This is a genomic window from Acinetobacter sp. DSM 11652 (genome assembly GCF_900109815.1).
In the GTDB taxonomy this organism is placed as follows: domain Bacteria; phylum Pseudomonadota; class Gammaproteobacteria; order Pseudomonadales; family Moraxellaceae; genus Acinetobacter.
This window is the reverse complement of record NZ_FOBK01000006.1, coordinates 22,144-48,646: the sequence shown is the minus strand read 5'-3', so window position 1 is coordinate 48,646 and position 26,503 is coordinate 22,144. Positions and strand designations below refer to the sequence as shown.

Sequence of the window (26,503 nt, the reverse complement as noted above, 5' to 3'; positions counted from 1 at the left end):
TTTTTTATTTCTCAGCTTCTTTCTTTTGTTCTTTGATAATGTGTTCTTGTTCTACCGCATAAATTTTTGCTTTTGCGTCTTGCTCTTCTCTGTATTGCTCATATTTTTGAAATCCCCAAACACCCAGATTAATGAACACTAAAATAGGGACAATACTTGCAAATATCCATGGATTAAATTGCTTGTTTGGATCTTTTATCTTCTTGGCTTTTTTCTTTGATTTTTTATCAGCTCCGAATTCATCAACACGTGAACTCGTAATGAATTTTTGCGCATTAAATTTTAATTGAAAATGCGTTTTAACATCAGGGAGTTCTTTACGTACAACTTTTGGTGGGCGCCCTTTTGCATGGGTTGGCTCGGGTAGATGATCATCTACGTTCTCTTCAGGCGCACTCTCATTCAAAGGTTGAACTTTCGTAAGTGGTACGACAGCTGACTCATCTAAGACTGGCACACGGCGACTTGGCTTTGATTCGAGCATTTCTTTAATTTGCTCTTCCTCAAGAGGTTCACCTAAGGAAATTTTAGATACTGGATCTGAAACTTGATCTGCATGATGTTCAGCACCAGAACCATCCAACACGATTGATTCTTTACTCAGTGTATTAAAATTTAGTTCAAAATCTTGGATTTGTGTTTGTGAGTCAAGCGTACTTTCCTGATCTGCAAGACGCTTTTCGATCAGCTGATCTAGCTCTTGTTCAAACTTCTTAGACTCACCTTCTAAATCTTCGTGCGCACGATAAAAAAGTTGATTCAAGGGTTGTTCGACGCGTGCATGTTTATTGTCTAACCGCACGATAAATTTTGCATGACGTTGGTCGTCTTTATCGACCACGATACATTTCACACGCTCACCAATTTGAGGCGCGATACTGGAATTTGCCATGTCATTCAATACGAAATGTACATCAAAATCATGATCATTGATTTTGATAATTCCTGCTTTCAATGCAGGGTCGTACGAATGTAAAACACCCCTGTAAAACATGTTATTTCCCCAGCATAAAAAAGATTGATTCTTAGTAATTAGTTTTTTTAAATTTATCGTTGAATCAAAATCTTAATAAAAAAGGAGGCCTTAGCCTCCTCTATAATTTAATCAAATTTTAATCTTTTTGTACAGAACCAAAAATTTTATCGCCAGCGTCCCCAAGACCCGGAACGATATAACCATTCTCGTTTAAACCGTTATCCACAGCTGCGGTAAAAATGACAACATCAGGATGTGCTTCTTCCACACGTTTAATACCTTCTGGTGCTGCAACCAAAACCATCACTCGGATATCTTTACAACCACTCGCTTTAAGGACATCAATAGCAGCAACTAATGATGATCCAGTCGCAAGCATTGGATCAATAATCATCGCTATACGGTTTTGTACGTCAGGTACCAATTTCTTATAGTATGTACGTGCTTCTAATGTTTCCTCATCACGCTCTAAACCAAGAACAGAAACTTTTGCACTTGGAATAAGATTTAAGAAACCATCAAGCATACCAATGCCAGCACGTAAAATTGGTACAACAGTAATTTTTTTACCTGCAATACGCTGTGTTGTCACCGGGCCATTCCAGCCATTAATTTCGTGATCTACAACAGGTAAATCTTTGGTTGCTTCATAAGTCAGTAACATTGTGACTTCTTGCGCTAACTCACGGAAGTTCTTCGTGCTGATATCTGCACGGCGTAATAAACCTAATTTATGACGAATGAGCGGATGACGAATTTCTTGGATTGGCACGGGAGAACACCTGAAGCATAAATGTAAATTCTGTCTATTATAAATGTTTTTAATATAAGAAATAAGAAAAGCCCTCAATGAATGAGGGCTTTTTTGTTAACAACAATAGTTTTTTTAGATTAATCGATCAACTATTGAAGAACGATATGTAATGGCGCGATCAATTGTGCTTGATTTGCCATCGCAATGACTGGATCTGGATATACACCGATTACAAGCACTGCAAGCGCAGCAAGCAATACCATAATACCACCCACTTTTTGACCCCAATGTTTATCAGCATCAATACGTGGAGTGTCTGGTGGCGTCATATACATGACGATCATGACACGTAGGTAATAGTATAGACCAATACCAGAACCCACAATGATCATCGCAGCGAAGAACCAATGTGCTTCAGACACAACTGTCATGATCAGCATGAATTTACCAATGAAGCCTGCAGTTAACGGAATACCTGCAAGAGATAGCATCATCACAGTCAGTGTTGCCGTCAATACTGGACGACGCCAGAATAGACCACGGTAGTCTGCAAGTGATTCTGCTTCGTCATTGTTGTTGTATGGGCTAGACATCAACGCTACAGCACCAAACGCACCAATCGTCGTTAATACATACGTTAATACATATAAACTTACTGACGTTAAGCTTAAGAAAGATGTCGTAACAACAGCAAGGAATAAGTAACCAAAATGCGCAATTGACGAGTATGCCAAAATACGTTTTAAGTTCACTTGTTTCACTGCAAGCATGTTACCAATCAAGATTGATAACACTGCAATGACGATCAAAATCGTTTTGATCGATTCGATACCAATTACACCTGAAGACAGTAAGTAACGTACGAATAAACCAATCATTGCAACTTTAGCTACAGTAGCAAGGAATGTTGCAATTGGTGCTGGAGCACCTGCATACACATCTGGCGTCCATTTATGGAATGGCGCTAAAGACAATTTAAATGCAACAGCTGAGATGATTAAACCAAGACCTAAGATTCCAAATACAGTGGTAAGTTTCTCACCAAATTGAGGAATATAAGATTGCAGCGCCATCATCAATTGAGGATCTTGAGACTTAGTTAACGCCCAGAACATATCATCCACTTGACCCGCAAATGATAATGAACCTAGAACTGAGTAAACATAAGCCATACCCATCAACAACATTGCAGAAGCAGTTGCTGAAAGTACAAGATATTTAATACCCGCTTCGAGTGACTTACCGCGTTGGTAGGTATAAGCAATCAGACCGTACACTGGAATCGACATTAACTCTAAGCTAATGAAGAATGATGCAAAGTGTGAACTTGTTACCATTAACATTGCCCCTGAAACTGAGATCAACATTAATAGATAAAGTTCTTCACGATTATCTTTATAGGTTTCGATATATGCATGTGACAGTGTGCAACAAGCCAATGCAGCAATCAAAATAATCACTTGATAGAACAGACCAAAAGCATCAACCATAAATAGGTTCATGACATTTGGTGAGATCTGAGAACCTGTAAACAACGTGAATAGAATATTCAACAATGCAAGGTTAAGACCGATAACAGATACTGTCGCAATCAAATTATGATTACGTTTGATTGCAGTCAAAATCATTACGATGATTGCTGTTAAAGCAACAATCATCACAGGAGCTAATGGCATTAGCTCAGAAAATGATAGTGTGAAGTTCATGACTTATTGCATCTCCACATTTTCGAGTTGAGTTGTGGCTTGTTCAACCACTTCAACTACTTCTTGTACTGGAATGTAGCTATTCGCAATCCAAGCCAAACTTGATTCTGAAATATCAAGGAAGCTTTGTGGATACAAACCAAGCCATAACAGACCGAACGCACAAATTAACAAAATACCAAGCTCACGCGCATTAAGATCTTTTAATGGGTTCGCATAGTGTTGTTTTTGCTCTTCGTTTGGCACACCAAATAACGCTTTATGAATCAGGATTAAACCATATAGACCCGCAAATACTAAGCTGATCGCAGCAATAATCGTGAATGTAGGGAATTGAGCAAATGCACCCATCAAGATGAGGAACTCACCAATGAAGTTACCTAAGCCAGGGATACCTACAAGCGCAGCAATAAAGAACATCAAGAAGAATGGTAAATACTGGAATTGACCACGAATACCACCCATCAAGCGTAAATCACGTGTGTGAAGACGCTCATACACTTGACCACACATAATGAATAATGCTGCTGACGATAAACCGTGAGCCAACATCATGACCATCAGACCTTGGAAGGTCAGGATGTTACCTGCGTAGATTGCAAGTAAAACAAAGCCCATGTGTGAAATCGACGTATACGCCAACAAACGTTTCATATCGGTTTGCTGGAAAGCACACCAAGCACCGTAGAAGATACCGATTAAACCGAAAATGATTGCTACATCAGCAAACTGCGCTGAAGCAACTGGGAAGAATGGAATGACGAAACGAAGTAAACCGTAAGCCGCTGTCTTAATTAAGATACCCGCAAGGTCTACAGAACCTGCTGTAGGTGCTTGTGCGTGCGCGTCTGGTAACCAACCATGCAATGGGAAAACAGGAAGTTTGACTGCAAAACCAATAAACAAACAAATCATAAATGCAAAGGCAATTGATGACGTTTGTGGGTTAGCATCCAATGTATTCGCAACAGCGAGTAAATGGTTATAACTGAAGCTGATTGTATCTGTCATCATGAAACCGTAGATCACAAGACCTAAGATACCAATCAACATGATCAGACCAGCCACCTGCGTGTAAATAAAGAATTTAGTCGCAGCGTAAACACGAGATTTACCAGAAGCACCTTTGTGGCCCCAGAGTGCAATCAAGAAGTAGATTGGAACGAGCATCATCTCCCAGAAGAAGAAGAACAAGAACAAATCAACAGCCAAGAATACACCGATCACGCCACCTAAAGACCATAAAAGGTTTAAGTGGAAGAAACCAACGTTCTTCTGAATTTCACCCCAAGAACAGCCAACCGCCAATACACCTAGTAAAGCAGTTAATCCGACCATTAGAAGTGAAAGACCATCCACCGCTAAGTGAATGTTAATGCCAAGGGTTTGAATCCAAGGTACATAGAACTCTGCAGACCAAGTCGGTACAGTTTCACCAATTTGGTAGCTGTAGGTACCTGATTGCCATAAAGCAACGGTCATGCCCAAAGTAATGAGCATACCAACAAGTGCGATATAACGTGGTAGGTGTTGATCTAATTTATCAACGACCCAACAAATAAAACCAGCAATGAACGGAATGAGGATCAGCGCGGGTAAATACCAGTTATTGATGTTTTCCATCTTATTTCCCCACGATCTGAGTCACGATCAGAATCATGATAATCACCACGATACCGAACGCCATGCTCGATGCGTACTCACGCAAAGAACCTGTTTGACGTGAACTAGTGAAGCTATGACCACCTTTAACAATCGCTGGCAATACAAGCCATACGCCATCAATCGGGTCACGACCAATCATTTTTGCAATAAATAAGTAAGGTTTAACAAACACGAGGTCATATAACGCATCGAAACCAAGCGCATTACGACAGATATTTGCAAGTCCAGCACCCAATGAAGTGCGAGCAAAACCTTGAACTGCTTTATAAGCAAAAGCAAATAAGACAACACCAACCGCTAAACCAGCAAGTGCGATTGCAATAGCGACATATTCTGCACCATGCGCACCAGCTTCTAGCGCTTCAGGAATAACAAATGCAGGGATTTGTGCTGCATCAAGAATACTCATGACTGGCGCTTTAAGTACGATTGCCAAACCTGTAGAAAGGACAGCAAGAATCGCTAAAGGAGCCCAGTAAGTTGCACCTTTGATTTCGTGATATGGCGTTTTCTCTTCGCCAAAGAACACAATCCAAATTAAACGGAACGTGTAGATTGACGTTAAGAATGCACCAGCAACACCGACCCAATACAATGTATTGAATACAGGTAAGCCTGCGATATGACTTTGTGTCCACACAGCCGCCAAGATTGCATCTTTTGAGAAGAAACCAATCGTTAAGAATGGAATCGCTGCTAAGGCACCGCCACCGATCGCGAAACAAGCAAATAAGAATTTATTACGCTTGAACAAACCACCCATTTTGAAAATGTTTTGTTCGTGATGGTATGCAAGAATCACCGCACCTGATGACAAGAACAACAACGCTTTGAAGAATGCGTGTGTCAACATGTGGAATAGACCAGCTTGGTATGCTTCAGCACCTACAGCCATAAACATATAACCCAACTGACTCATGGTTGAGTAAGCAAGAATACGTTTGATGTCTGTTTGAACCAGTGCAGCAAAACCTGCAACTAATAATGTCACCGCTCCTGTGATTGAGATAAACACCATGACTTCTGGTGCCATTTCAAATACAGAGAACATACGGCAGCATAGGTAAACACCTGCTGTTACCATTGTTGCAGCATGGATTAATGCAGATACTGGTGTAGGACCCGCCATCGCGTCTGCTAACCATGTTTGTAATGGGATTTGCGCAGATTTACCTGCAGCACCCAAGAACAACATTAATGCAGTCCAAATGGTTAACGATGAGCTTTGTGTCATTACCACAGGCGCAGCAGCAACGATTTCAGCAATATTCAATGTTCCAAATTGTTGGAAAATTAAGAACAATGCGATGAGTAAAAAAACGTCACCTATACGTGTCACGGTGAATGCTTTAATTGCAGCAGCACCATTTGCTGGATTTTGGTAGTAATAACCAATCAGCAAGTATGAGCACAGACCAACACCTTCCCAACCTAAGAATAACAACGCAAGGTTGTCACCCAACACAAGCAATAACATGCTTGCTACGAATAAGTTGAAGTAAGAAAAGAAACGTGCAAAGTCTTCTTCACCACGCATATACCATGATGCAAAGATATGAATTAAGAAACCCACACCCGTAATCATGCCAAGCATAAGTAAAGATAAACCATCTAAGTGCAAGCTAATGCCTGGTTCAAAACCACCCACACTGAACCAAGTCCAAAGGTGAGTCACTTGAGATGTTTCACCGCTGTTGATGAAATTCATACCAGCCAATAATGCACATAGTGCAGAAAGACCAACTGAACCCACACCAATAATGGCAGCTACAATTTCAGGAAGCTTATTACGCCCTGCCGCTAAAAGGATAAAACCAATGAGCGGAAATAATATGGTTAATGCTAATAAACTCATCCGCGCATCTCACTAGCAGCATCTACATCCAAATGATGGAAGCGATGATAGAACTGAAGGACGATCGCAAGCCCGATACACGCTTCTGCCGCAGCAAGCGTTAAGATCAAGATAAACATGATCTGACCATCTGGTTGCACCCATGCACTACCAGCAAGGACGAATGCAAGCGCTGCTGCATTCATCATGATCTCAAGGCTCATTAACATAAATAAAAGGTTGCGTCGCACCATTACACCGTAGAAACCGAGTGCAAAAAGAATGGTTGCAACAATCAAACCATGCTCTAAAGGGATATTACCCATTATTCTTTTTCCTCTTCTGCACTTGGTTCACGTTTGCCTAAGTGGAATGCAGCAACTAACGCAGCAAGCAATAACATTGCGGCAACTTCAACCAATAATAAATATTGTGTAAAGAGTGCTTGACCAACTTCTTTAGGGCCTACAACTTCTGTACCCATTAAAGGACCAGAAATGCTGTGCTCTGAAGTCATTGTCCAAACTAAAACCAGACCCATTAAAAAGCTCATCAATGCAGGGTAAGCCCAAGCATCAGATGTTAACCATTTACGTTCTTGTTCAACAGTTTGAGAACCAAGGTTCAACATCATCACAACGAAGACGAAAAGAACCATAATTGCACCAGCGTAAACAATAATCTCAAGTGCACCTGCAAATGGTGCACCCACGATCATGAACATACCAGCAACTGCAAGTAACGAAACGATTAAGCTTAAAAGTGCGTGTACTGGATTCGCATTAGTCACAACACGAACCGTAGAAACGATGGCCACAAGTGCCATCAAATAAAATGGCCACATCATGGTAATAAGCTCCGTACATCGACAGGTGCGCTTTCACGCTGAGCCTGACCTTTGTCTTTACCAGCTACAGCCATACCCGTTACACGGTAGAAGTTATAGTCTGGATATTTACCAGGACCAGAAATGAGCAAGTTTTCTTTCTCATAAACTAAGTCTTGACGAACGTATTCACTGAGTTCGAAATCAGGTGTCATCTGAATAGCAGTTGTAGGACATGCTTCTTCACACATACCGCAGAAAATACAACGAGAGAAGTTGATACGGAAAAATTCCGGATACCAACGACCATCTTCTTTTTCAGCTTTCTGTAATGAAATACAGCCAACAGGGCAAGCTACAGCACACAAGTTACAAGCTACACAACGCTCTTCACCATCTGGGTCACGTGTCAATACGATACGGCCACGGAATCGTGGTGGAACGATTTCTTCAGCTTTAACTTCAGGGTATAAAATAGTGTCACGTTTACGTGTTGCGTGGCTAAATACCATCCACAACGAACGTACAATTGACCCAAACCCAGCTAGAATTTTATACATAATGTTCTCCCTGCTGTCCTAGGCCTGATTCATCAGAATCACAGCACCAGTCACCAACAAGTTGACCAACGCTAAAGGCAAACAAATCTTCCAACCAAAGTTCATCACTTGGTCATAACGTGGACGCATTAATGAACCACGTGCCAAGACAAACATCATCACAAAGAATGCTGTTTTAATCATGAACCAAAATGCTGGAGGTAGGAAATCTAGACCAAATGGTGCTAACCAACCACCGAAGAATAAGGTTACGATCAAAGCTGAGATCAGGACAACGTTGACGTATTCCGCAACGAAGAACATCCCCCATTTCATACCACCATATTCGACATGGTAACCTTCCGCCAATTCTTGTTCCGCTTCTGGTTGGTCAAATGGGTGACGATGCGTTACCGCAACACCTGCAACCACGAAGATTAAGAAACCTAAGAATTGTGGAATGACAAACCATACATCTTTTTGAGCTTCTACGATTTCACGCATGTTGAATGAGCCTGCAATTGCAACCACACCCATCAAGGAAATACCTAAAAAGACCTCATAAGAGATCGTTTGCGCTGCTGAACGAAGACCACCGAGTAATGCATATTTGTTGTTTGATGACCAACCACCAAATAAAACTGCATACACTGCAATACCCGCCATTGCCATAAAGAACAATAGACCGATACTCATGTCTGCAACACCTAAATAAGGTGATACAGGGATAACCATGAACGATAACACCGCAGTTGCCATTGCAACTGCTGGAGCTAAACGGAAAGTCAATTTATCTGCAAACTTTGGTGTCCAGTCTTCTTTGAACATGATTTTCAGCATGTCGGCAACAATCTGGAACATCCCCCCAGGACCTACACGGTTTGGACCGTAACGGTCTTGCCATAAGCCAAGTAAACGACGCTCAATGAAAGACATCAACGCAGCAATCAAAACTACAACGAGCAAGATCACAATCGCTTGAACTACAGAGTAGGCAATTGGCCAGTTCTCAGCCCAAAGCGGCGTTTGACGGATTAATTCTTGTTCCATGAATTATGCTCCTACCGCGACTGATACAGGCTCAGCTAACGATACCGTTGGCGCGAGACCAATTGGGTAACCAATATAACCTGTAGGTAAATATTCAATGACTTGAACAGGAAGAACGATCGAAGCCTCACCTGCTTTCACAGTAATGTTTTGGCCGTCTTTCACATTCAAGCGCGCTGCATCTTGCTCACCCACTGCAAATACCGCTTCTGGAATGCGAGACTCCATTGCAGGTGTTTTCACTGTGAATTCACCAGATCCAAAAATATGATGCATTGGAACAAGGCGGAAACTCTCAGCATTTACAAGAACTGGTGCTGGTGCAACGTATGTGCGTGCTGGTAATTTCGCAAGGCGATCAAATAAACGAATACCTGAATCACCACCTTTTAAAGAACCGCCCACTGATTCTTGGAACTTATTCCAAGCTTGTGGTGAGTTCCAACCTGCTGACCATGCAAATGGAACTAACGCTGACGGCGTTTGGTTCCCGACATAACCTTCCATAGAGAATGTTAATGCAGAGTCTTGATCAGTTGGTTGTTTAGGCTCATGGACAGATAACGGCGCACGAAGTGAAGTACGACCAGAGTAACGACGTGGTTCACGTGCCACTTTAAGACCATGGACACGGAATCCTGCATCTGGTGCTACATCTTGAATCGCCTCAAGCGCAGGTACGTTTTTCGCAACTGATTCGATGACATCATCAAGCACAGTCCAAGAAATTGCTTTGCCTTTCACGCCAGTTTCAATGGCATGTAACCAACGCCAAGATTCTTTGATCGCAAGTTCTGGTTTGTAGTAACTTGGGTCATATACTTGATAGAAACGTTGTGCACGGCCTTCTTGAGATACCACAGTACCGTCACCTTCAGCAAAGCTCGCTGCAGAAAGAACGATATTCGCTTTTTTCAACGTTTCAGTTTCTGAATGGTCAAGCACGATCACGTCTTTACCAGACAAAGCAGCATCTACTTGCACTGCAGGTAAACGACGATAAAGGTCGTTTTCTACAATCACGACAGTGTCATAGTCTTGTGCAAATGCTTGCTCAAGGCTGTTACCGCCAAAGATTGCTAAGCCCATTGAGTTCACTTCAGGAACAGTCAAAGTTAGACCCGCATTACCCAGATTCTGTGCAACTTGTGCAGCAGCTTCCATAATTGCAGCTTCTTGCAAGCTTGTACCAGAGATAATCAATGGTTTTTTTGCAGCTTTTAAAGTGTCAGCAATGGTTTGAGCAAATGCTTTTGCATCTTCTTCTAAACCAGTCATACTTTCACCTTTCACCGCCGCAGCAACAGCAAAACCTAAACGTGCGATATCATTTGGAGAAGCAACGACTTCACCAGTAGCTACGTCAGATAAACGTGTTTGAGTCGCAGCCAAGATATAAATTGGTGATTTGTCGTCTTGAGCAATACGTTGTACTGGCTCAGCCAACCATTCTTGTGTACGGCGTTCTGCAGCCATTTCTTTGGCTTTGTTTTTCGCAGCTTGACGTACAGACAATGCCATACGTGGTGCAGTTTGAGTTAAATCTTCACCGAGAATTAAGACAGCATCGTAACTTTCAATTTCACGCATACCTGGGTTATATACACCCTCGGTTTGCATAATTGATGCAGCAAGTTCAACCAAGTTTTGCTCTTTTTGAGACATACCTGTTGAATAGTTTGCTTGTCCAACCAATTCACGAAGCGCAAAGTTAGACTCAAGAGATGCACGTGGAGAACCAATACCCAATACTTTTTTGCCTTGGATTTTCTCAATCACGGTGTCTAACGCTGTATCAACTGAAACAGTCTCTACATTGCTACCTGAACGGAATTGCGGTTGACGTGGACGGTCTTCACGGTTCACATAACCCGTACCGAAACGGCCTTTATCGCACAGGAAGTATTGGTTGACTTCACCGTTAAAACGGTTTTCTACACGACGTAATTCACCATAACGCTCACCCGGAGAGATGTTACAACCTGAAGAACAGCCTTGGCAGACGCTTGGCGCATACTGCATATCCCATTTACGGTTATAACGTGCAGAGTGTGTTTTGTCTGTGAATACGCCCGTCGGACATACTTCAGTTAAGTTACCCGAGAACTCAGACTCTAAAGTACCTGATTCTGGACGACCAAAATAAACACGTGAAGCGTTTGCATACACACCGAAGTCTGTGCCACCTGCGTAGTCTTTATAGTAACGAACACAACGGTAACATGCGATACAACGGTTCATCTCGTGCGCAATAAACGAACCAAGTTCTTGGTTGTAATGCGTACGTTTCGTGAAACGGTAACGACGACGGTCATGTTGTGTCATCACAGTCATATCTTGAAGGTGACAATGACCACCTTCCTCACAGACTGGACAGTCATGTGGGTGGTTCGTCATCAAGAATTCAACAATAGATGCACGGAAATCTTTTGCTTCTTTGTCTTCAATCGAGATGTAGGTATTGTCAGCTGCAGGTGTCATACATGACATAACTAAACGACCGCGAGTATCTTCTGGATTCGCGTATTGAGTTACAGCACATTGACGGCAAGAACCGACAGAACCTAAGGATGGATGCCAACAAAAGTACGGGATATCAATACCCAAAGACAAGCATGCTTGTAGCAAGTTCTCTGAGCCATTGACTTCATACGATTTGCCATCGACATGAATTGTAGCCATAGTCGAATTCCTTAAGCTTGTTCTACGTTGCTAACTTGAGCAGCGGCATTCACCACTTTTGCTTCAAATTCGCCACGGAAATATTTGAGTGCACCCATGAGTGGTTCCATAGCACCAGGAGCGTGAGCACAGAAAGTCTTACCAATCCAAAGCTTACGTGTAAGCTCTTGCAAATGATCGATGTCTTCTTTCTTGCCTGTACCATCTTCAAGTGCTTTAAGCGCTTTCACTGCCCAAGGTAAACCATCACGACATGGTGTACAGAAACCACATGATTCACGCGCAAAGAATTCTTCTAAGTTACGTGTTGCTGAAACCATACATTGAGTTTCATCAACCACCATGAGCAAACACGTACCTAAACGCGAACCTGCTTTCATGATGCTTTCCGCATCCATTGGAAGATCGATGTGTTCAGCTGCCAAAAAGTCAGTTGATGCACCACCTGGTAACCATGCTTTAAGCTTTAAGCCATCACGCATACCACCCGCATGTTCTTCAATCACTTCACGTGCAGTTGTACCGAATGGAAGCTCCCAAAGACCAGGGAATTTCACTTTACCTGATGCACCATAAATTTTAGTGCCTGGATCTTTCGACTTACCTGCAGATAAATTGATATACCACTCAGGACCACGCAGCATAATTGCAGGTAAGTTATTGTAGGTCTCTACGTTGTTAACAATCGTAGGACGACCCCAAGCACCTGCAACTTGTGGGAATGGTGGTTTTGTACGTGGATTTGCACGGCGACCTTCAAGCGAGTTGATCAATGCAGTTTCTTCACCACAGATATAACGACCCGCACCAGTGTGCACATGTAGTTCAAAGTTCCAGCCAGAACCAAGGATGTTTTCACCCAAGTAACCTTTGGCACGAATTTGCTCTAAAGCTTGGTTCAAATATTTCGCAGCTTCGATGTATTCACCACGGATAAAAATATAACCATGGGTTGCTTCAAGTGTATAACCTGCAATTAACATCCCTTCGATCAATTGATGAGGAAGTTTTTCCATCAACAAACGGTCTTTGAATGTACCTGGTTCCATCTCATCGGCATTACAAATCAAGTAACGAGGACCTGAATTGTCATTTGGCGCCATGAGTGACCATTTAATCCCTGCAGGGAAACCAGCACCACCACGACCTTTCACAGTCGCTGCTTTAATGATTTCCAATACATCTTTAGGCGGCATTGTGAGTGCTTTTTTAAAGCCTTCATACCCTTCAAGAGACTCATAGTCTTCTACACTATGAACAAATTCTTGCTTGCTCAAACGCCATGTTAATGGGTGAGTTTCTGGGTTACCGTCGCCATAAATCGGTTTTGGTTCAGTATTCATACATACTTCTCCAATAACTGTTTCACTGAAGAAACTTCTACTAGACCGTGAGTATCTTCATTAATCATCAAGGTTGGACCCTTATCACAGTTTCCTAAACAGCAAATCGGGAGCAAAGTAAAACGACCATCAGCTGTCGTTTGACCAAATGAAATCCCGAGTTCGCGTTGGAATGCTTCTGCTAAAGTTTCCGCACCCATCAAGAAGCAAGCAATAGAATCACAAAGCAAAATTACGTTGCGACCTACTGGCTGGCGGTAAATACGGTTATAGAATGTTGCCACACCTTCCAAATCAGCGAGGCTCATTGACAACATCTGCGCAATCGCATTCATTTGCGCATCATCCACCCAACCATTACGACGTTGAACACATTTAAGTGCATCTAAACATGCCGCACGTGGGTATGGGTAATGACCAATGTGATGCTCGATTTCGTGGATTTCTTCCGCAGTTAAAATCCCTTCGACATTCACACGTGGCTTTTTATCAGTCAAAATCATCATAATGCGTACCCCTTAGCGATCCACGTCAGCCATTACGACATCAATCGTCGCTAAATAAATGATTAAGTCAGATACAAGACTGCCGTTAATTACAGAAGGAATTTGCTGTAAGTGCGTGAAGGTTGGTGTACGAATACGGGTACGGTAACTCATCGTTGACTTGTCTGAAGTCAAGTAGTAGTTCGATGCACCTTTTACCACTTCCGCCATAACAGATGCTTCACCTGCTGGCATGACAGGACCCCATGACACGCTTAAGAAGTGCGTAATCAAAGTTTCAATGTCTTGTAGTGTCTTATCTTTCGGTGGTGGAACAGCCAATGGGTGATCCGCTTTATAAGGACCAGATGGCATGTTATCCAAGCACTGCTTGATGATTTTTAAAGATTGCTCGATTTCACGGTAGTGAACGATCACACGTGCATATGCATCGCCTTCGTATTCTACAGGCACTTCGAAGTCGTAATTTTCATAACCGCTATATGGACGATATTTACGTACGTCAAAATCAATACCTGTTGCACGTAAACCTGTACCTGTTACACCCCATGCCAATGCTGATTTTGCATCGTATTGCGCAACATTACGGGTACGACCTTCAAATACCGAGTTTTTCAATGCTGCAGTATGATATTCCTTCAAACGTTTAGGCATCCAATCCAAAATTTCACGGATCAAATGTTGCCAGTTGTTTGGAAGATCGTGTGCAGTACCACCGATACGGAACCATGCTGGGTGCATACGATAACCCGTGATTGCTTCAATCGCGTCATAGATCTTTTGACGATCGGCGAACATATAGAATACTGGGGTCATACCGCCGGCATCCTGAATCGCTGTACCGATGTAAAGCAAGTGGTTATTAATACGGAATAGTTCCGACATCATGACACGAATACATTGTGCACGTTCTGGCACAGTGATCCCTGCCATCTGCTCCACACCCATCACATAAGGCATGTTTTGCGCACAACCACCTAAGTAGTCAACACGGTCTGTATACGGAATGAATGAATGCCAAGTTTGACGTTCAGCCATCTTTTCCACACCACGGTGGTGATAACCGATATCTGGCACACAGTCTTTCACTTCTTCGCCATCTAACTGCAAGATCACACGGAATGCACCATGCGCAGATGGATGGTTAGGACCCAAGTTCAAGAACATGAAGTCTTCATCAGCATTACCGCGTTTTAGACCCCAATCTTCAGGTACAAAACGTAAATGCTCTTGTTCGAAATCTTGTTTCGCTTGGTTCTGACGGTAAGGTGTGTATTCGGTCGCACGTGCAGAATATTCTTTACGTAACGGGTGACCTTCCCAATACGTTGGCAATAAAATACGACGGAGCATTGGATGCCCTTCGAAGTTAATGCCGAACATATCGTAAGCTTCACGTTCGTACCAGTTGGCATTTGGCCAAATGTTGGTTGCTGTTGGAATATTGAGATCAGACTCATTCAACGCAACTTTAATACGAATATCCGTATTACGCTCTAGTGACAACAAGTGATAGAACACAGTGAAGTCAGACGCAGGTAACCCATCGCGGTGAGTACGTAAACGCTCATCTACCGCTGACAAGTCAAACAACATCACGTAAGGACGTGACACTGTACGCAAGAACATTAATACGTCTTGTACACGTGAGCGCTCAACCCAGACTGTTGGAAAGTCTTCAAAAGTCGTTTGCACGTAGAAATTCTCACCAAACTTGGTTTTGAGCTCTTCTACAATTGCAAATGCTGGGCGTGAATCAACTGGAGTTGATTCTGGCATAGCAATGTCAGTTTCAGCCATTGGCTTGGCTTCCTATTTAATACAAATTCATTCAACCAAAACGACAATTACACCCAAGCGGGTGCATCAATATTATATGCCGTTAAGATTATTTAATTTCATCCATAGAGCGTAAGTGTTTTACTGCAATACGTTCAGCATTCTTACGGTCACGTTCAGGCTGCATCTTTGGCTTATAAACTGGCTTAAGATCATCACCGATCACCGCAGAAAGCGGACGACGCTCTAATTGAATTTGGTCTTGCAATAACATCAACGCTTGGATTAATGCTTCAGGACGCGGTGGGCAACCTGGAATATACACATCCACTGGAATGATTTTATCGACACCTTGTACAACCGAGTAAATGTCATACATACCGCCAGAGTTTGCGCATGCACCCATTGAGATCACCCATTTAGGTTCTAACATTTGCTCATAAAGGCGTTGAATTACAGGTGCCATCTTGACGAAGCATGTACCCGCAACAATCATCAAGTCCGCTTGACGTGGTGAAGCACGAATTACTTCGGCACCAAAACGTGACAAGTCATGCACGCCTGTTAAAGTCGTTGCATACTCTACGTAGCAGCAAGATGTACCAAAGTTGAACGGCCAAACTGAGTTTTTACGCCCCCAGTTTACTGCTGTATGCGCCAAATCCTCTAAACGAGTCATGAACACATTCTTATTCACTTCTTCTTGTAGAAGCGGATCTTCTACAACGATACGCTCTTGAAGTGGATACTGATCAGCATCCGGATTCGCACGGGTTAATGTATATTTCATCCCGTATTACTCCTTATCAGATGATGTAGTCGTTGGCGAAGCTTTTACACGACCAGATGATTGCGCTGGAATTTGACCTGTAGGGTCAACCACCAACTCCTCAATTGAGTTGAAGCGAGTAATTTCTGCGAGATCCATATTTGGCGAACCAATTTTAGGTTTAATCCCTGCTGCTTTACGCTTATCAGATGGCGCCCAATTTAATGCACCAGTAGACAACTCATAAATCAAGCCAACGAGTAAAACTAAAATAAATACAGCTGCTGCTGCAAAACCGATCCAACCCACTTCACGAACTGACGCAGCCCATGCATAGAGATAGAGCGCTTCTAAGTCAAACACAACGAAGAAGATTGCAACCAAATAGAATTTTGCAGATAGACGAATTCGTGCTCCACCAGCACTAACTACGCCTGACTCGAACTGCTCTTGCTTAGCACGTCCCCACGATTTACCCCCTAGGAGTAGCGGGACAGTGAGCATAAAGACGCATAAAAATGTAACGCCGATCACGAAGGCAATTATTGCCCAATCGTATGGAGTAATGGCACTCATGCGGGGATAACTCCTGGCAGGCCTATTTATTAACAAAGAATGTATGTATTGGCCTTCAAATACACCAAACACAAAATTAATCCCGCCAATTGTACCTGATTTATGATTTCTGTTGCTAGCCAATCCCTCTAAGTCTTTAGGATGAATTTTGCCCTTTTTCCAGATTTCATTGTGATTAAAGTCAATAAAACCTTATTTAATCGTAGAAAGTTATCAAGGTGATAAAACTGATTATTTTTTCCGAATAATCATTCAAAAAATTCAAGCGGCCTCAATCCACCCACTATTACTTTCTTAGTTTTACCATTCGTGTTAGGTTAGCTTTTTTTGCACCAATATGGCTCAATTATTTTTGATTTATTCTATTTTAAAAGTTTTAAATTTTAATTGCTTACAATGTTTTAATTAACTTTATACAAATCGTGCTGATTTTCGTTATATGCTCAATTAAATAATAAGGAGAAGATCTATGAGTCTAGAATTCACACACAAACCTAACTATTTTTTATTTGCTCAGTTGATCGTCCATCATTTAGACAGCTATATCAAAAAACATCCTGATGCAACGAATGCTATTTTTGATTTACGCGATATTTATCAAATTTTCCGCCAAGACCTCGCCTCTACAACCACTAATCTTGATGCTATTCTCAACATCGCAGATGAATATACAGTTGAGACCATTCACGGGGATCAAAAACTGATTAGCAATTATCATATTGATGCAACCAATAACAGTTTACTGATCGATTTCAATGCCGATGCCTTAAATGCACTTAAACAAGGAAAACGCATCATTGAACCGAATGCCAATAATTACCAATAAAAAGCAATATAAAATATAAAAAAAGCGCTTAATCGCGCTTTTTTAATTCTTGCTTTATTCTGATGTTTGACTGGTTTGAACAATCTTCTTCTTTTTAAATCTTTTAGCTGGCCATTGCATGGTGAATCTTGCACCACCCATTTTAGGACTTTGATCCACTTGAATCGAACCGCCAAACCAATAAGCGATTCGACTTACAATAGACAAGCCTAAACCATATCCGCCTGAGGCACGTGTACGACTATCATCCAAGCGAGCAAAAGCTTCAAAGACTCGCTTACGATCCTCTTCTGGAATCCCCGGACCATCATCTTCAACTGAAATATACGCCATTCCCTGCGCATCAATCCCACCAGTGATCAGCACTGTATCATCGCAGTATCGGATCGCATTTCCGACTAAGTTTTGTACTACACGATGTAAATAACGGCGTTCAGCATCCACCACCAAAGCTTGTGATGGCAAATGTAATTGAATATTTTTATTGGTTTTTAATGCTTTAGTTTCAATAGCGACTTGCTCAAGCACTTCGTATAGTCGAATTTCCTCAAAATCAATAGAAGGCATGCCTTGCTCAAGCTTAGCATAGGTCATGATTTCATCAATGAGGGTATTTAAAGCCTCAATGTCTTTATCAATCATTTCTACTTGTTGCTGACGATACTCATAATCCTCTTCATCAACCAACATTTCCATACCAAAGCGAATACGTGCTACTGGCGTTCGCAGCTCATGTGATACAGCTCTCATTAACTCTCGCTGAGCTTCGATCAAACGCTGTATATGATCTGACATACTGTTATAGCTGGCTGCCAAATGTGCTAACTCATCATATCCTTCGACAGGAACGCGAACGGACATATCCCCTTTTTGCATAACATTTAAGGCTGAGTTAACTTGCTTCAACTTGCGTTGCATTGGGACAATCAGACCATACACACCAAGCGACAAAATAAACATGCTCAGCAAAGTAATCCCTGCTGCCAATTGGAATGGCATCCAATTGAACATTGGTACTGGCCCCATCACCAAGACATCACCAGAGGAATTCGTCATTGGAGAAATGACAGAAATCGTAGTACCACGAATGCTAGCGCTATCCTGATACAGGATAACCCCTTGATCCGCACGTAAACGACCAATTTGCTCAGAATCTAAATTGAGATCAGACAGATTTTGAATGCTTAAATCATAAGAAAAGTGTTGCTTAATTTTTGCAAGATATTCCCTTTCCTGCCCTGGATAATAAACCAAGTATTCCCATACAAAGATTGGTAAGGCCTTCATTTGACGCTCACCGATATTATCCACTTTTACATAAAGTAAATGCTCAGGGTCATCTATTAAACCAATAATGACATAAGCAATACTTTCTTTGGCGTCATACCGCACCACTGCTTTGCGCTTTTCTAAACGATATTTTTCGGTGCGTGAAAGTTCGACTTTATCAGATTCTAGATAATAGATTGGAAGTTCGAGCAAATCAGATGCATCTGATATCCAATCCATTCTTTGTTGCATGGTTTGTTGTCTTGAAACACCCTCGCTAATGACGTACGAAATCCCATCAGTCAATGACTCACGGTATTCCTGCGCGCGTTGATAGTTGATGATTTGCACAAGCAAATAACCAAATATGGCAACCAGCACCACCAAAATGACGAGACCTGCGTAGATACGCAGGAATATACTGTGTTTAGACACTAAGGTATGACCTTCTGAGGAGTGAGGGCATTACCGCGGGGATGTGATTACATCCCGTTGGTTTCTTTAACGAATAAATATCCTTTACTACGCACGGTTTTAATACGTTTAGGATTTTCAGGATCATCACCAATTTTTGGACGGATACGAGAAATACGAACATCAATTGAGCGGTCTTGACCATCATATTCAATACCACGTAGACGCTCAAAAATGTCTTCACGTGAAAGGATACGACCAGCATTAGATGCCAACAACCATAATAAGTCATATTCTGCACTTGTGAAATCTACAAGCTCACCGTTTAAGGTTACAGAACGACCACCATTATCAATCACTAAATCATCAAATTCGATACGTTGAGCAACTTCATCCTCTGGTGTTTTGTCTGTACGACGAAGCAAAGCACGAATACGCGCTAATAGAACACGTGGCTGAACTGGTTTCGCAACATAATCGTCTGCACCCATTTCAAGACCCAATACTTGATCCATGTCTTCAGTACGAGCAGTCAACATTAAAATCGGTTGATGATAATGTGGACGAACCTCACGACAAACAGTTAGACCATCAGCACCAGGAAGCATAACATCCAGCACCACCATATCCGGTTGCTCTGCGATAATACGACGGATTGCACGATTACCGTCTGGTTCTACCCCAACTTCTAATCCATTACGAATTAAATACTCTTGCGTTAAACGCGCAAGACGCTCGTCATCTTCAACGATCAAAATCTTTGGTAACTTTTCTTCTTGGCTCATAGAATGCCCCTATATTGTTACGATATCTGCTGATTAAACTTCACAGATTTACATCGATATGTTTTGCAATATACACACGTTTACATTGTAAACAAGAGCCTGTTCACGAAACTGATACACGAGCGTAGTCTTTTGTTATCTTTTTATTAACTATTGATAAATAGATAGTTTTGCCAAGTCGATCAATATTTGCAATCAACTTTAAACTTTCAAACACAAATCAATTTGATGGTATTTTAAACAAAATATTTCAAAAAAATTATTTTCGAGAAGCAATTTGCACTTTCAGAGTTATCCACAAACTTATCTATAAGCACTCTAAAAAGTCTCTGTTATGCTTGCACCCTGTGACGCTGACTACATAACAAAAATGGCGGAACGTGGAAAAAGTATAGGGAAATTTGAGTGTTAAACTCAGAAAAAAAATTATCAAAATGTCAATATTGATCTACCCTGAAATTTACCGTATCTTGTGTCTTAATTTACATTAAACCACTAAGTCTTGTGTTTACCCTCAAATATCGCGATAGCTCATTTTTTGAGTTTTTATCCGATTCAAATGGTCCATAAGCATAAAAATGATGAGAATGGAGCGACGCTGAAATGAGCGCTAATACAACCCCTGGTCAACTTCAAGTGATTAAACGCACTGGTGATGTTGCCACTTTTGATGCAGATAAAATCTCTGTAGCAATTGGTAAAGCATTTTTGGCTGTTGAAGGTCAACCAAGTGCAGATTCGAGCAGAATTCATGATCGTATTACTCAGCTGACTGAGATGGTGATGAATACATTTAAGCGTCGTTTACCTTCTGGTGGCACGATTCATATTGAAGAAATTCAAGATCAAGTTGAATTAGCTTTAATGCGCACAGGTGAACAAAAAGTAGCGCGTGCATACGTGATCTATCGTGAACAACGTGCTGAAGCGCGTAAAGAGTTAGGTGCTCATCATCACCCTACTCTTCAGATCACAGGTCAAAATGGTCAGCTCCAACCATTAGATTTGAGTCGTTTACAAGCGAAGATTGAAAAAGCTAGCGAAGGCTTAGAAGGCATTGATGTTCAAGCGATCATCGATGAAACTGTAAAAAACTTATACAACGGTGTTAAAGCATCAGACATCTCTACAACGATGATGATGGCGACACGTACACGCATTGAACAAGAACCAAACTATACGTATGTCACTGCACGTTTATTGCGTGACAACTTAGTTGCAACCGGTCTTGAGTTTCTTGGTCTATCTAAAGACACGCTTGAAAATGATGCGCTTGAAACCTTCTTGAAAAAAGGTGTTGAGCTAGAGCTGCTTTCTCCAGAATTATTAAGTTTTGACCTTGTAAAATTAGCGGCTGCGATTAAACCAGAACGCTCTAATCAATTTACATATTTAGGTCTTCAAACATTATTTGACCGTTACTTCATCCACTCTGATGGCGTACGCTTCGAATTACCACAATTATTCTTCATGCGTGTTTCTATGGGCTTGTCGCTCAATGAAGACAACCGTGAAGATCGTGCAATCGAATTCTATAACTTACTTTCTAGCTTCGATTACATGGCATCTACGCCAACCCTATTTAACTCAGGTACATTACGTCCTCAGTTATCAAGCTGTTATTTAACAACGATTGATGACGACTTGTTCGATATTTATGGCGCTATGCGTGATAACGCAATGTTGTCTAAATGGGCAGGCGGTTTAGGTAATGACTGGACACCAGTTCGTGCCTTGAACTCATACATCAAAGGTACTAACGGTAAATCGCAAGGTGTTGTTCCATTCCTTAAAGTAGCGAACGATACAGCAGTTGCAGTTAACCAAGGTGGTAAGCGTAAAGGTGCGGTATGTGCATATCTTGAAACTTGGCACTTGGATATCGAAGAATTCCTAGAGCTTCGTAAAAACACGGGTGATGACCGCCGTCGTACACACGATATGAACACTGCAAACTGGGTTCCAGATTTGTTCATGCAACGTGTATTTGAAGATGCTGAATGGACACTCTTCACCCCGTCTGAAACACCAGATCTTCACGATTTAACGGGTGCTGAATTCGCAGAACGTTATGCTTACTACGAAAGCATTGCGAAAGAAACAGACATGCTGCATAAGAAAGTCCGTGCGAAAGACTTATGGCGCAAAATGTTATCAATGTTATTTGAAACAGGTCACCCGTGGATCACATTCAAAGACGTATGTAACTTACGTTCACCGCAACAACACGTAGGTGTGGTGCACTCTTCTAACTTGTGTACTGAAATTACGTTGAACACAAGCAAGGATGAAATTGCGGTATGTAACTTGGGTTCAATCAACCTTGTTCAACACGTTCAAGGTGGTCAATTAGACCGTGAGAAACTTGCTCGCACGATTAAAACTGCAGTTCGTATGCTCGATAACGTCATCGACATTAACTACTATGCAGTACCACAAGCGCGTAATTCAAACTTGAAACACCGTCCAGTGGGTATGGGTATCATGGGCTTCCAAGATGCACTATACGAAATGAAGATCGCTTACGGTTCTGATGCAGCGGTTGAGTTTGCAGATGAGTCTATGGAAGTGATTTCTTACTACGCGATTCAAACTTCAAGCGATTTGGCGGTTGAACGTGGTACGTATGAAACATTTAAAGGTTCATTGTGGGATCAAGGTATTTTACCAATTGACTCTCTTGAGCTCGTTGCGAAATCTCGCCCAGAACGTATGTTTGAAGTCGATCGCACACAACGTTTGGATTGGGACACGTTACGTGCCAAAGTCCAAAAAGATGGTATGCGTAACTCGAACGTGATGGCAATTGCACCAACTGCAACCATTTCAAATATTTGTGGTGTATCTCAATCTATTGAGCCAACATTCCAAAACTTATATGTGAAATCGAACTTGTCTGGTGAGTTCACTGTCATCAACCCTTACCTCGTTCGTGCATTAAAAGAACGTGGTCTTTGGGATTCTGTGATGGTCAATGACCTGAAACATTTCGAAGGTTCAGTACAAAAAATTGCGCGTATTCCTGAAGAGTTAAAAGCAATTTTCGCGACAGCATTTGAAGTTGAAGCACGCTGGATTGTTGATGCTGCATCACGTCGTCAAAAATGGATCGACCAAGCACAATCTCTTAACCTTTACATCTCTGGTGCAAACGGTAAGAAATTGGACATCACGTATAAGATGGCATGGTTACGTGGTCTTAAGACGACTTATTACCTTCGTGCATTAGGTGCGACATCTGCTGAGAAATCTACGATTAACACAGGTGCATTAAACGCAGTTAAACCTGCGACAGTTGCAGCACCAGTAGCAGCAGTTGCTCAAGAAGCTAAACCTGAAGCAGCAGCGTCAGAAGAAGGCTTCGAACAAGCAGCGCCAGTGCCAATGGCATGTTCAATTGACAACCCTGATTGTGAGGCTTGTCAATGACAGTGATATACTTTAAATAGTATACAAAACCAACATATACCTCTTGTAAATCTTATACTTAAGCTCTTTACAAGGGGTATATTTTTGTATTTAATACTTTCAAGGATTATGATAACTAGAAAACGTATACATTAATGATAAAACGTAGCATAAAGAGCTTTATTGCAAGTGATGGTCAACCTATGGTTGTTCTCATTGATGAAAATAGAATCCCTCTATTTCATCCTAATATTTATGCCATGACAAAGTTTCGAACTTTAGGTCGTCAAGTAAGTACTACAGAAAAAAATCTCTACTGCATTGGTATGGCCCACCTGTGGGCAACTATTAACAATATTGACTTGGAACATGCAGTTTTAAATGCTCAGTTTTTGACTATTGAACAACTTCAAGATTTAGCTTTTTTTCTAAGATTAAAAAGAAAGAAACAAAATGAACTAATGATACAAAAAATAGAATCTCAACCGTTAAACCCAAAACAAATAGCAAAAAGAGTTGAGAACATAATTTATATGCCTTCTCAATCCCAAACAGAAAACACCTCAACATCTGCAGCAGAGAGTGCCTTTCGTATTAAAGCTCTTTTTCATTATTTTAAATTTTTACTGCAGAGATCAAAACACCGTTTTACCAAAGATAATTTCGATAGATTTCAGACAAACTTAGACTACTTTTTTACACTTGCCCCCAAAGTAAGGAACACAGGCGATCAAGATATACTTGAAGGACTAAGCCAATCAGAACAAAAAGCTCTTATAGAAATAGTAAAACCCACTAATCCAGATAATCCTTTTAGAAGTGAGTTTCATAGGCATCGTAATCAATTAATGTATGAGATTTTTTTAAGTACGGGGATGAGACGTAGCGAACTCAAATTCTTAAAAATTGAAGATGTAGAATTCAGAACACACCAAATTCATATTCGTGTATCCAAAACAAAAGAACGTACAGTTAAATGCTCGTCAAATGCTTGCGAATATTTCCATCAATTCATAACACGGCATTTATCTAAAGTGCCTTTCAAAAATAGAAAACATGGTTATCTATTCACAACTGAAACAGGTCAACACTTGTCCAATGATGCAATCAATCTAATTTTTAGGACATTACAAAAACAAGCAAATATTTCAACATGTATTACACCTCATACTATGAGGAGAACATGGAATGACAATCTAAGTATACTCATTGATAGCCTTCCACAAGATCAGAAGCCAAACCAAGACTTAGAAAAGCAAATAAGAAATAGACTAATGGGTTGGAGTTCAATTTCTGAAATGAGTAGTAGATATAGCAGGCGATCTATCAGAGAAAAAGCTGATGAATTGGGTGAACTATTAGCAAACTCAATTGCTCAAAACAAAGGAGAGAATAATGCAGAATAGCGCCCTTACAGTTTCTAATTTTCTTACTGAACGCCAAATAATTTTACTAGATGGTCGAAAAGTAAAAGTTCCTTTATTTTCAACATACAGTTTAGTAAATCACGATCAGCTAAAAATACCTTTAAAATTTGGAATATTTGTAAAAAAATCACCTTTGGATCAAGCTTTAGCAAATATCATTACTGATATGCTATCAACCCATTCCATTAAATACATATCAACAATTCTTAATGCATTTGACGCTTGGACTCTGTTGCCGGATTTTAAATACTCGAATGCAATCGATTTTACGAAATTGCAATTATTACAAAAAATTCAATCTTCTTACCCAACATTCATTTTACCGATATTAAGAAAACTTTCGTTAAATTTTCCAAACCTAGTGGATGATGAAGTTAAAGACTTTTTAAATAATCCAACTATTTGGGAAGAACGAAATCCTGCCTATTTCAAATTAATCGTAAATGACCCTGAAAAAGGAGTTTTTACAAAACAAGAACTTGAAAACCTACATGACAATTTAAACTTGGCTTTTAGCCAAAAAAAATTAAGTCAGTATGATTACACACTTGCATGGTTTGTTATTGCAACAGGTGCAAGGCCTGTACAACTTTCAAGATTAAAACTCAATGATATAAATATCATTCAAAATGATGTCATGATCAAAATGCCATTAGCGAAAGGCGAAGGTATAATTGATCAAGGATTTTTTTTAAGAAAAGCCCCAACAATATTAGCGGATTGTCTTATTAGATACATTTCCAAATTTACTCAGAAAAATATAGACACCCCCCTTTTTAATTTAAATCCCACTGAAATTAGTAAGAGAATAAAAGTAATTTTTGAAAATTTAGATACCTACTCTTCGAGATTAGAGGGAAAAATTCCTGTCAATACATATCGCTTTAGATATACCCTTGCAACCAGAGCCTTGGCAAATGGTGCTTCAGACCATGAAGTTGCTCGATTACTTACACATCGTTCTCTAAGTTGTATTCGATATTATCGTGCATCATTACCTGAGCTGCAGAAACCAATACAAGATGCTTTGGCAGAGGAAATGAGTTTTTTTGCTCATGCATTCAAAGGAAAAATTATCACCTCTCTTAATGATGCAACATTCAAAAACTCTGCTATTGCCGATTTCTTTCGATTAGCAGGAAAAAATATTGGTTCTTGTGGTACTCAAGCCAAATGCTATCAAAATGCCCCTATTTCATGTTTGACTTGTCCTTATTTTGAACCTCTAATTGATGCTCCATGGGGTAGCCTTCTAGATCATTTACTAGATGACCAAGCTAGAGAACAAGAAGAAAGAATAAAAGAAATTAGCACTCAGGCTATTGAAGCAGTAAAAGAAATTATGTCACTCATTAAGGAGATTTAACAA

General features: G+C 40.9%; 21 protein-coding genes. 4 read left to right on the top strand and 17 right to left on the bottom strand.

Features of this window, described 5'->3' with window-relative positions:
- Window positions 1-4: 4 nt before the first annotated feature.
- From BMW42_RS07525 to ndhC, 15 genes are all read right to left on the bottom strand, one after another.
- On the bottom strand, window positions 5-994 hold the full coding sequence (locus BMW42_RS07525; RefSeq protein ID WP_092766952.1) for a hypothetical protein: 990 nt from the start codon (window positions 992-994) through the stop codon (window positions 5-7).
- 118 nt (window positions 995-1,112) lie between these two features.
- Window positions 1,113-1,748 (bottom strand): uracil phosphoribosyltransferase, encoded by a 636-nt coding sequence (gene upp / locus BMW42_RS07520; protein ID WP_035267277.1) that lies wholly within the window; start codon window positions 1,746-1,748, stop codon window positions 1,113-1,115.
- A 131-nt stretch (window positions 1,749-1,879) separates the two neighbouring features.
- Window positions 1,880-3,436, bottom strand: a complete 1,557-nt coding sequence (gene nuoN / locus BMW42_RS07515) for an NADH-quinone oxidoreductase subunit NuoN (RefSeq protein WP_092766951.1) — start codon at window positions 3,434-3,436, stop codon at window positions 1,880-1,882.
- A 3-nt stretch (window positions 3,437-3,439) separates the two neighbouring features.
- Window positions 3,440-5,059 carry an NADH-quinone oxidoreductase subunit M gene (gene nuoM, locus BMW42_RS07510; protein ID WP_092766950.1) on the bottom strand — a complete coding sequence of 540 codons (1,620 nt, stop codon included), beginning with the start codon at window positions 5,057-5,059 and terminating at the stop codon, window positions 3,440-3,442.
- 1 nt (window position 5,060) lies between these two features.
- Window positions 5,061-6,956: an NADH-quinone oxidoreductase subunit L gene (nuoL, locus tag BMW42_RS07505; RefSeq protein WP_092766949.1), complete on the bottom strand. Its 1,896-nt coding sequence runs from the start codon at window positions 6,954-6,956 to the stop codon at window positions 5,061-5,063.
- Entirely contained in the window at window positions 6,953-7,261 is a 309-nt protein-coding gene (nuoK, locus tag BMW42_RS07500) for an NADH-quinone oxidoreductase subunit NuoK (RefSeq protein WP_004695395.1), read from the bottom strand. Before nuoK ends, nuoL begins: the two co-directional genes overlap by 4 nt.
- The gene (gene nuoJ / locus BMW42_RS07495) at window positions 7,261-7,779 is read right to left on the bottom strand and encodes an NADH-quinone oxidoreductase subunit J (RefSeq protein WP_171076777.1); all 519 of its coding nucleotides are present in this window, start codon (window positions 7,777-7,779) and stop codon (window positions 7,261-7,263) included. Before nuoJ ends, nuoK begins: the two co-directional genes overlap by 1 nt.
- Window positions 7,779-8,321 carry an NADH-quinone oxidoreductase subunit NuoI gene (nuoI, locus tag BMW42_RS07490; RefSeq protein WP_035267267.1) on the bottom strand — a complete coding sequence of 181 codons (543 nt, stop codon included), beginning with the start codon at window positions 8,319-8,321 and terminating at the stop codon, window positions 7,779-7,781. The genes nuoJ and nuoI overlap by 1 nt, the downstream gene beginning before the upstream one ends.
- An 18-nt stretch (window positions 8,322-8,339) precedes the next feature.
- The gene (gene nuoH, locus BMW42_RS07485) at window positions 8,340-9,350 is read right to left on the bottom strand and encodes an NADH-quinone oxidoreductase subunit NuoH (protein ID WP_035267266.1); all 1,011 of its coding nucleotides are present in this window, start codon (window positions 9,348-9,350) and stop codon (window positions 8,340-8,342) included.
- 3 nt (window positions 9,351-9,353) lie between these two features.
- Window positions 9,354-12,032: an NADH-quinone oxidoreductase subunit NuoG gene (gene nuoG / locus BMW42_RS07480; protein ID WP_092766948.1), complete on the bottom strand. Its 2,679-nt coding sequence runs from the start codon at window positions 12,030-12,032 to the stop codon at window positions 9,354-9,356.
- Between the two features lie 11 nt (window positions 12,033-12,043).
- Entirely contained in the window at window positions 12,044-13,375 is a 1,332-nt protein-coding gene (nuoF, locus tag BMW42_RS07475) for an NADH-quinone oxidoreductase subunit NuoF (protein ID WP_035267262.1), read from the bottom strand.
- Window positions 13,372-13,881, bottom strand: coding sequence for an NADH-quinone oxidoreductase subunit NuoE (nuoE, locus tag BMW42_RS07470; RefSeq protein ID WP_035267260.1), 510 nt, complete (start codon window positions 13,879-13,881; stop codon window positions 13,372-13,374). The genes nuoF and nuoE overlap by 4 nt, the downstream gene beginning before the upstream one ends.
- A 12-nt stretch (window positions 13,882-13,893) precedes the next feature.
- Window positions 13,894-15,681, bottom strand: a complete 1,788-nt coding sequence (gene nuoC / locus BMW42_RS07465; protein ID WP_035267259.1) for an NADH-quinone oxidoreductase subunit C/D — start codon at window positions 15,679-15,681, stop codon at window positions 13,894-13,896.
- Window positions 15,682-15,769: 88 nt separating this feature from the next.
- On the bottom strand, window positions 15,770-16,450 hold the full coding sequence (locus BMW42_RS07460) for a NuoB/complex I 20 kDa subunit family protein (RefSeq protein WP_035267257.1): 681 nt from the start codon (window positions 16,448-16,450) through the stop codon (window positions 15,770-15,772).
- Between the two features lie 6 nt (window positions 16,451-16,456).
- On the bottom strand, window positions 16,457-17,005 hold the full coding sequence (gene ndhC, locus BMW42_RS07455; RefSeq protein WP_035267255.1) for an NADH-quinone oxidoreductase subunit A: 549 nt from the start codon (window positions 17,003-17,005) through the stop codon (window positions 16,457-16,459).
- A gap of 469 nt (window positions 17,006-17,474) precedes the next feature.
- Here ndhC and BMW42_RS07450 point away from each other — a divergent pair, with 469 nt between their 5' ends.
- A complete protein-coding gene (locus tag BMW42_RS07450) occupies window positions 17,475-17,831 on the top strand; it encodes a hypothetical protein (RefSeq protein ID WP_092766947.1) in 357 nt (118 codons plus the stop codon).
- Window positions 17,832-17,885: 54 nt separating this feature from the next.
- Here BMW42_RS07450 and bfmS read toward each other — a convergent pair whose 3' ends face one another.
- Window positions 17,886-19,535, bottom strand: a complete 1,650-nt coding sequence (bfmS, locus tag BMW42_RS07445; RefSeq protein ID WP_092766946.1) for a sensor histidine kinase BfmS — start codon at window positions 19,533-19,535, stop codon at window positions 17,886-17,888.
- A 47-nt stretch (window positions 19,536-19,582) separates the two neighbouring features.
- On the bottom strand, window positions 19,583-20,299 hold the full coding sequence (gene bfmR / locus BMW42_RS07440; RefSeq protein WP_035267251.1) for a response regulator transcription factor BfmR: 717 nt from the start codon (window positions 20,297-20,299) through the stop codon (window positions 19,583-19,585).
- Between the two features lie 603 nt (window positions 20,300-20,902).
- On the opposite strand from bfmR, the gene BMW42_RS07435 reads away from it, so the two are divergent.
- From BMW42_RS07435 to BMW42_RS07425, 3 genes are all read left to right on the top strand, one after another.
- Window positions 20,903-23,728: a ribonucleoside-diphosphate reductase subunit alpha gene (locus tag BMW42_RS07435; protein ID WP_092766945.1), complete on the top strand. Its 2,826-nt coding sequence runs from the start codon at window positions 20,903-20,905 to the stop codon at window positions 23,726-23,728.
- A gap of 134 nt (window positions 23,729-23,862) precedes the next feature.
- On the top strand, window positions 23,863-25,113 hold the full coding sequence (locus BMW42_RS07430) for a tyrosine-type recombinase/integrase (RefSeq protein ID WP_092766944.1): 1,251 nt from the start codon (window positions 23,863-23,865) through the stop codon (window positions 25,111-25,113).
- Window positions 25,103-26,500: a site-specific integrase gene (locus BMW42_RS07425; RefSeq protein ID WP_092766943.1), complete on the top strand. Its 1,398-nt coding sequence runs from the start codon at window positions 25,103-25,105 to the stop codon at window positions 26,498-26,500. The genes BMW42_RS07430 and BMW42_RS07425 overlap by 11 nt, the downstream gene beginning before the upstream one ends.
- Window positions 26,501-26,503: the final 3 nt, after the last annotated feature.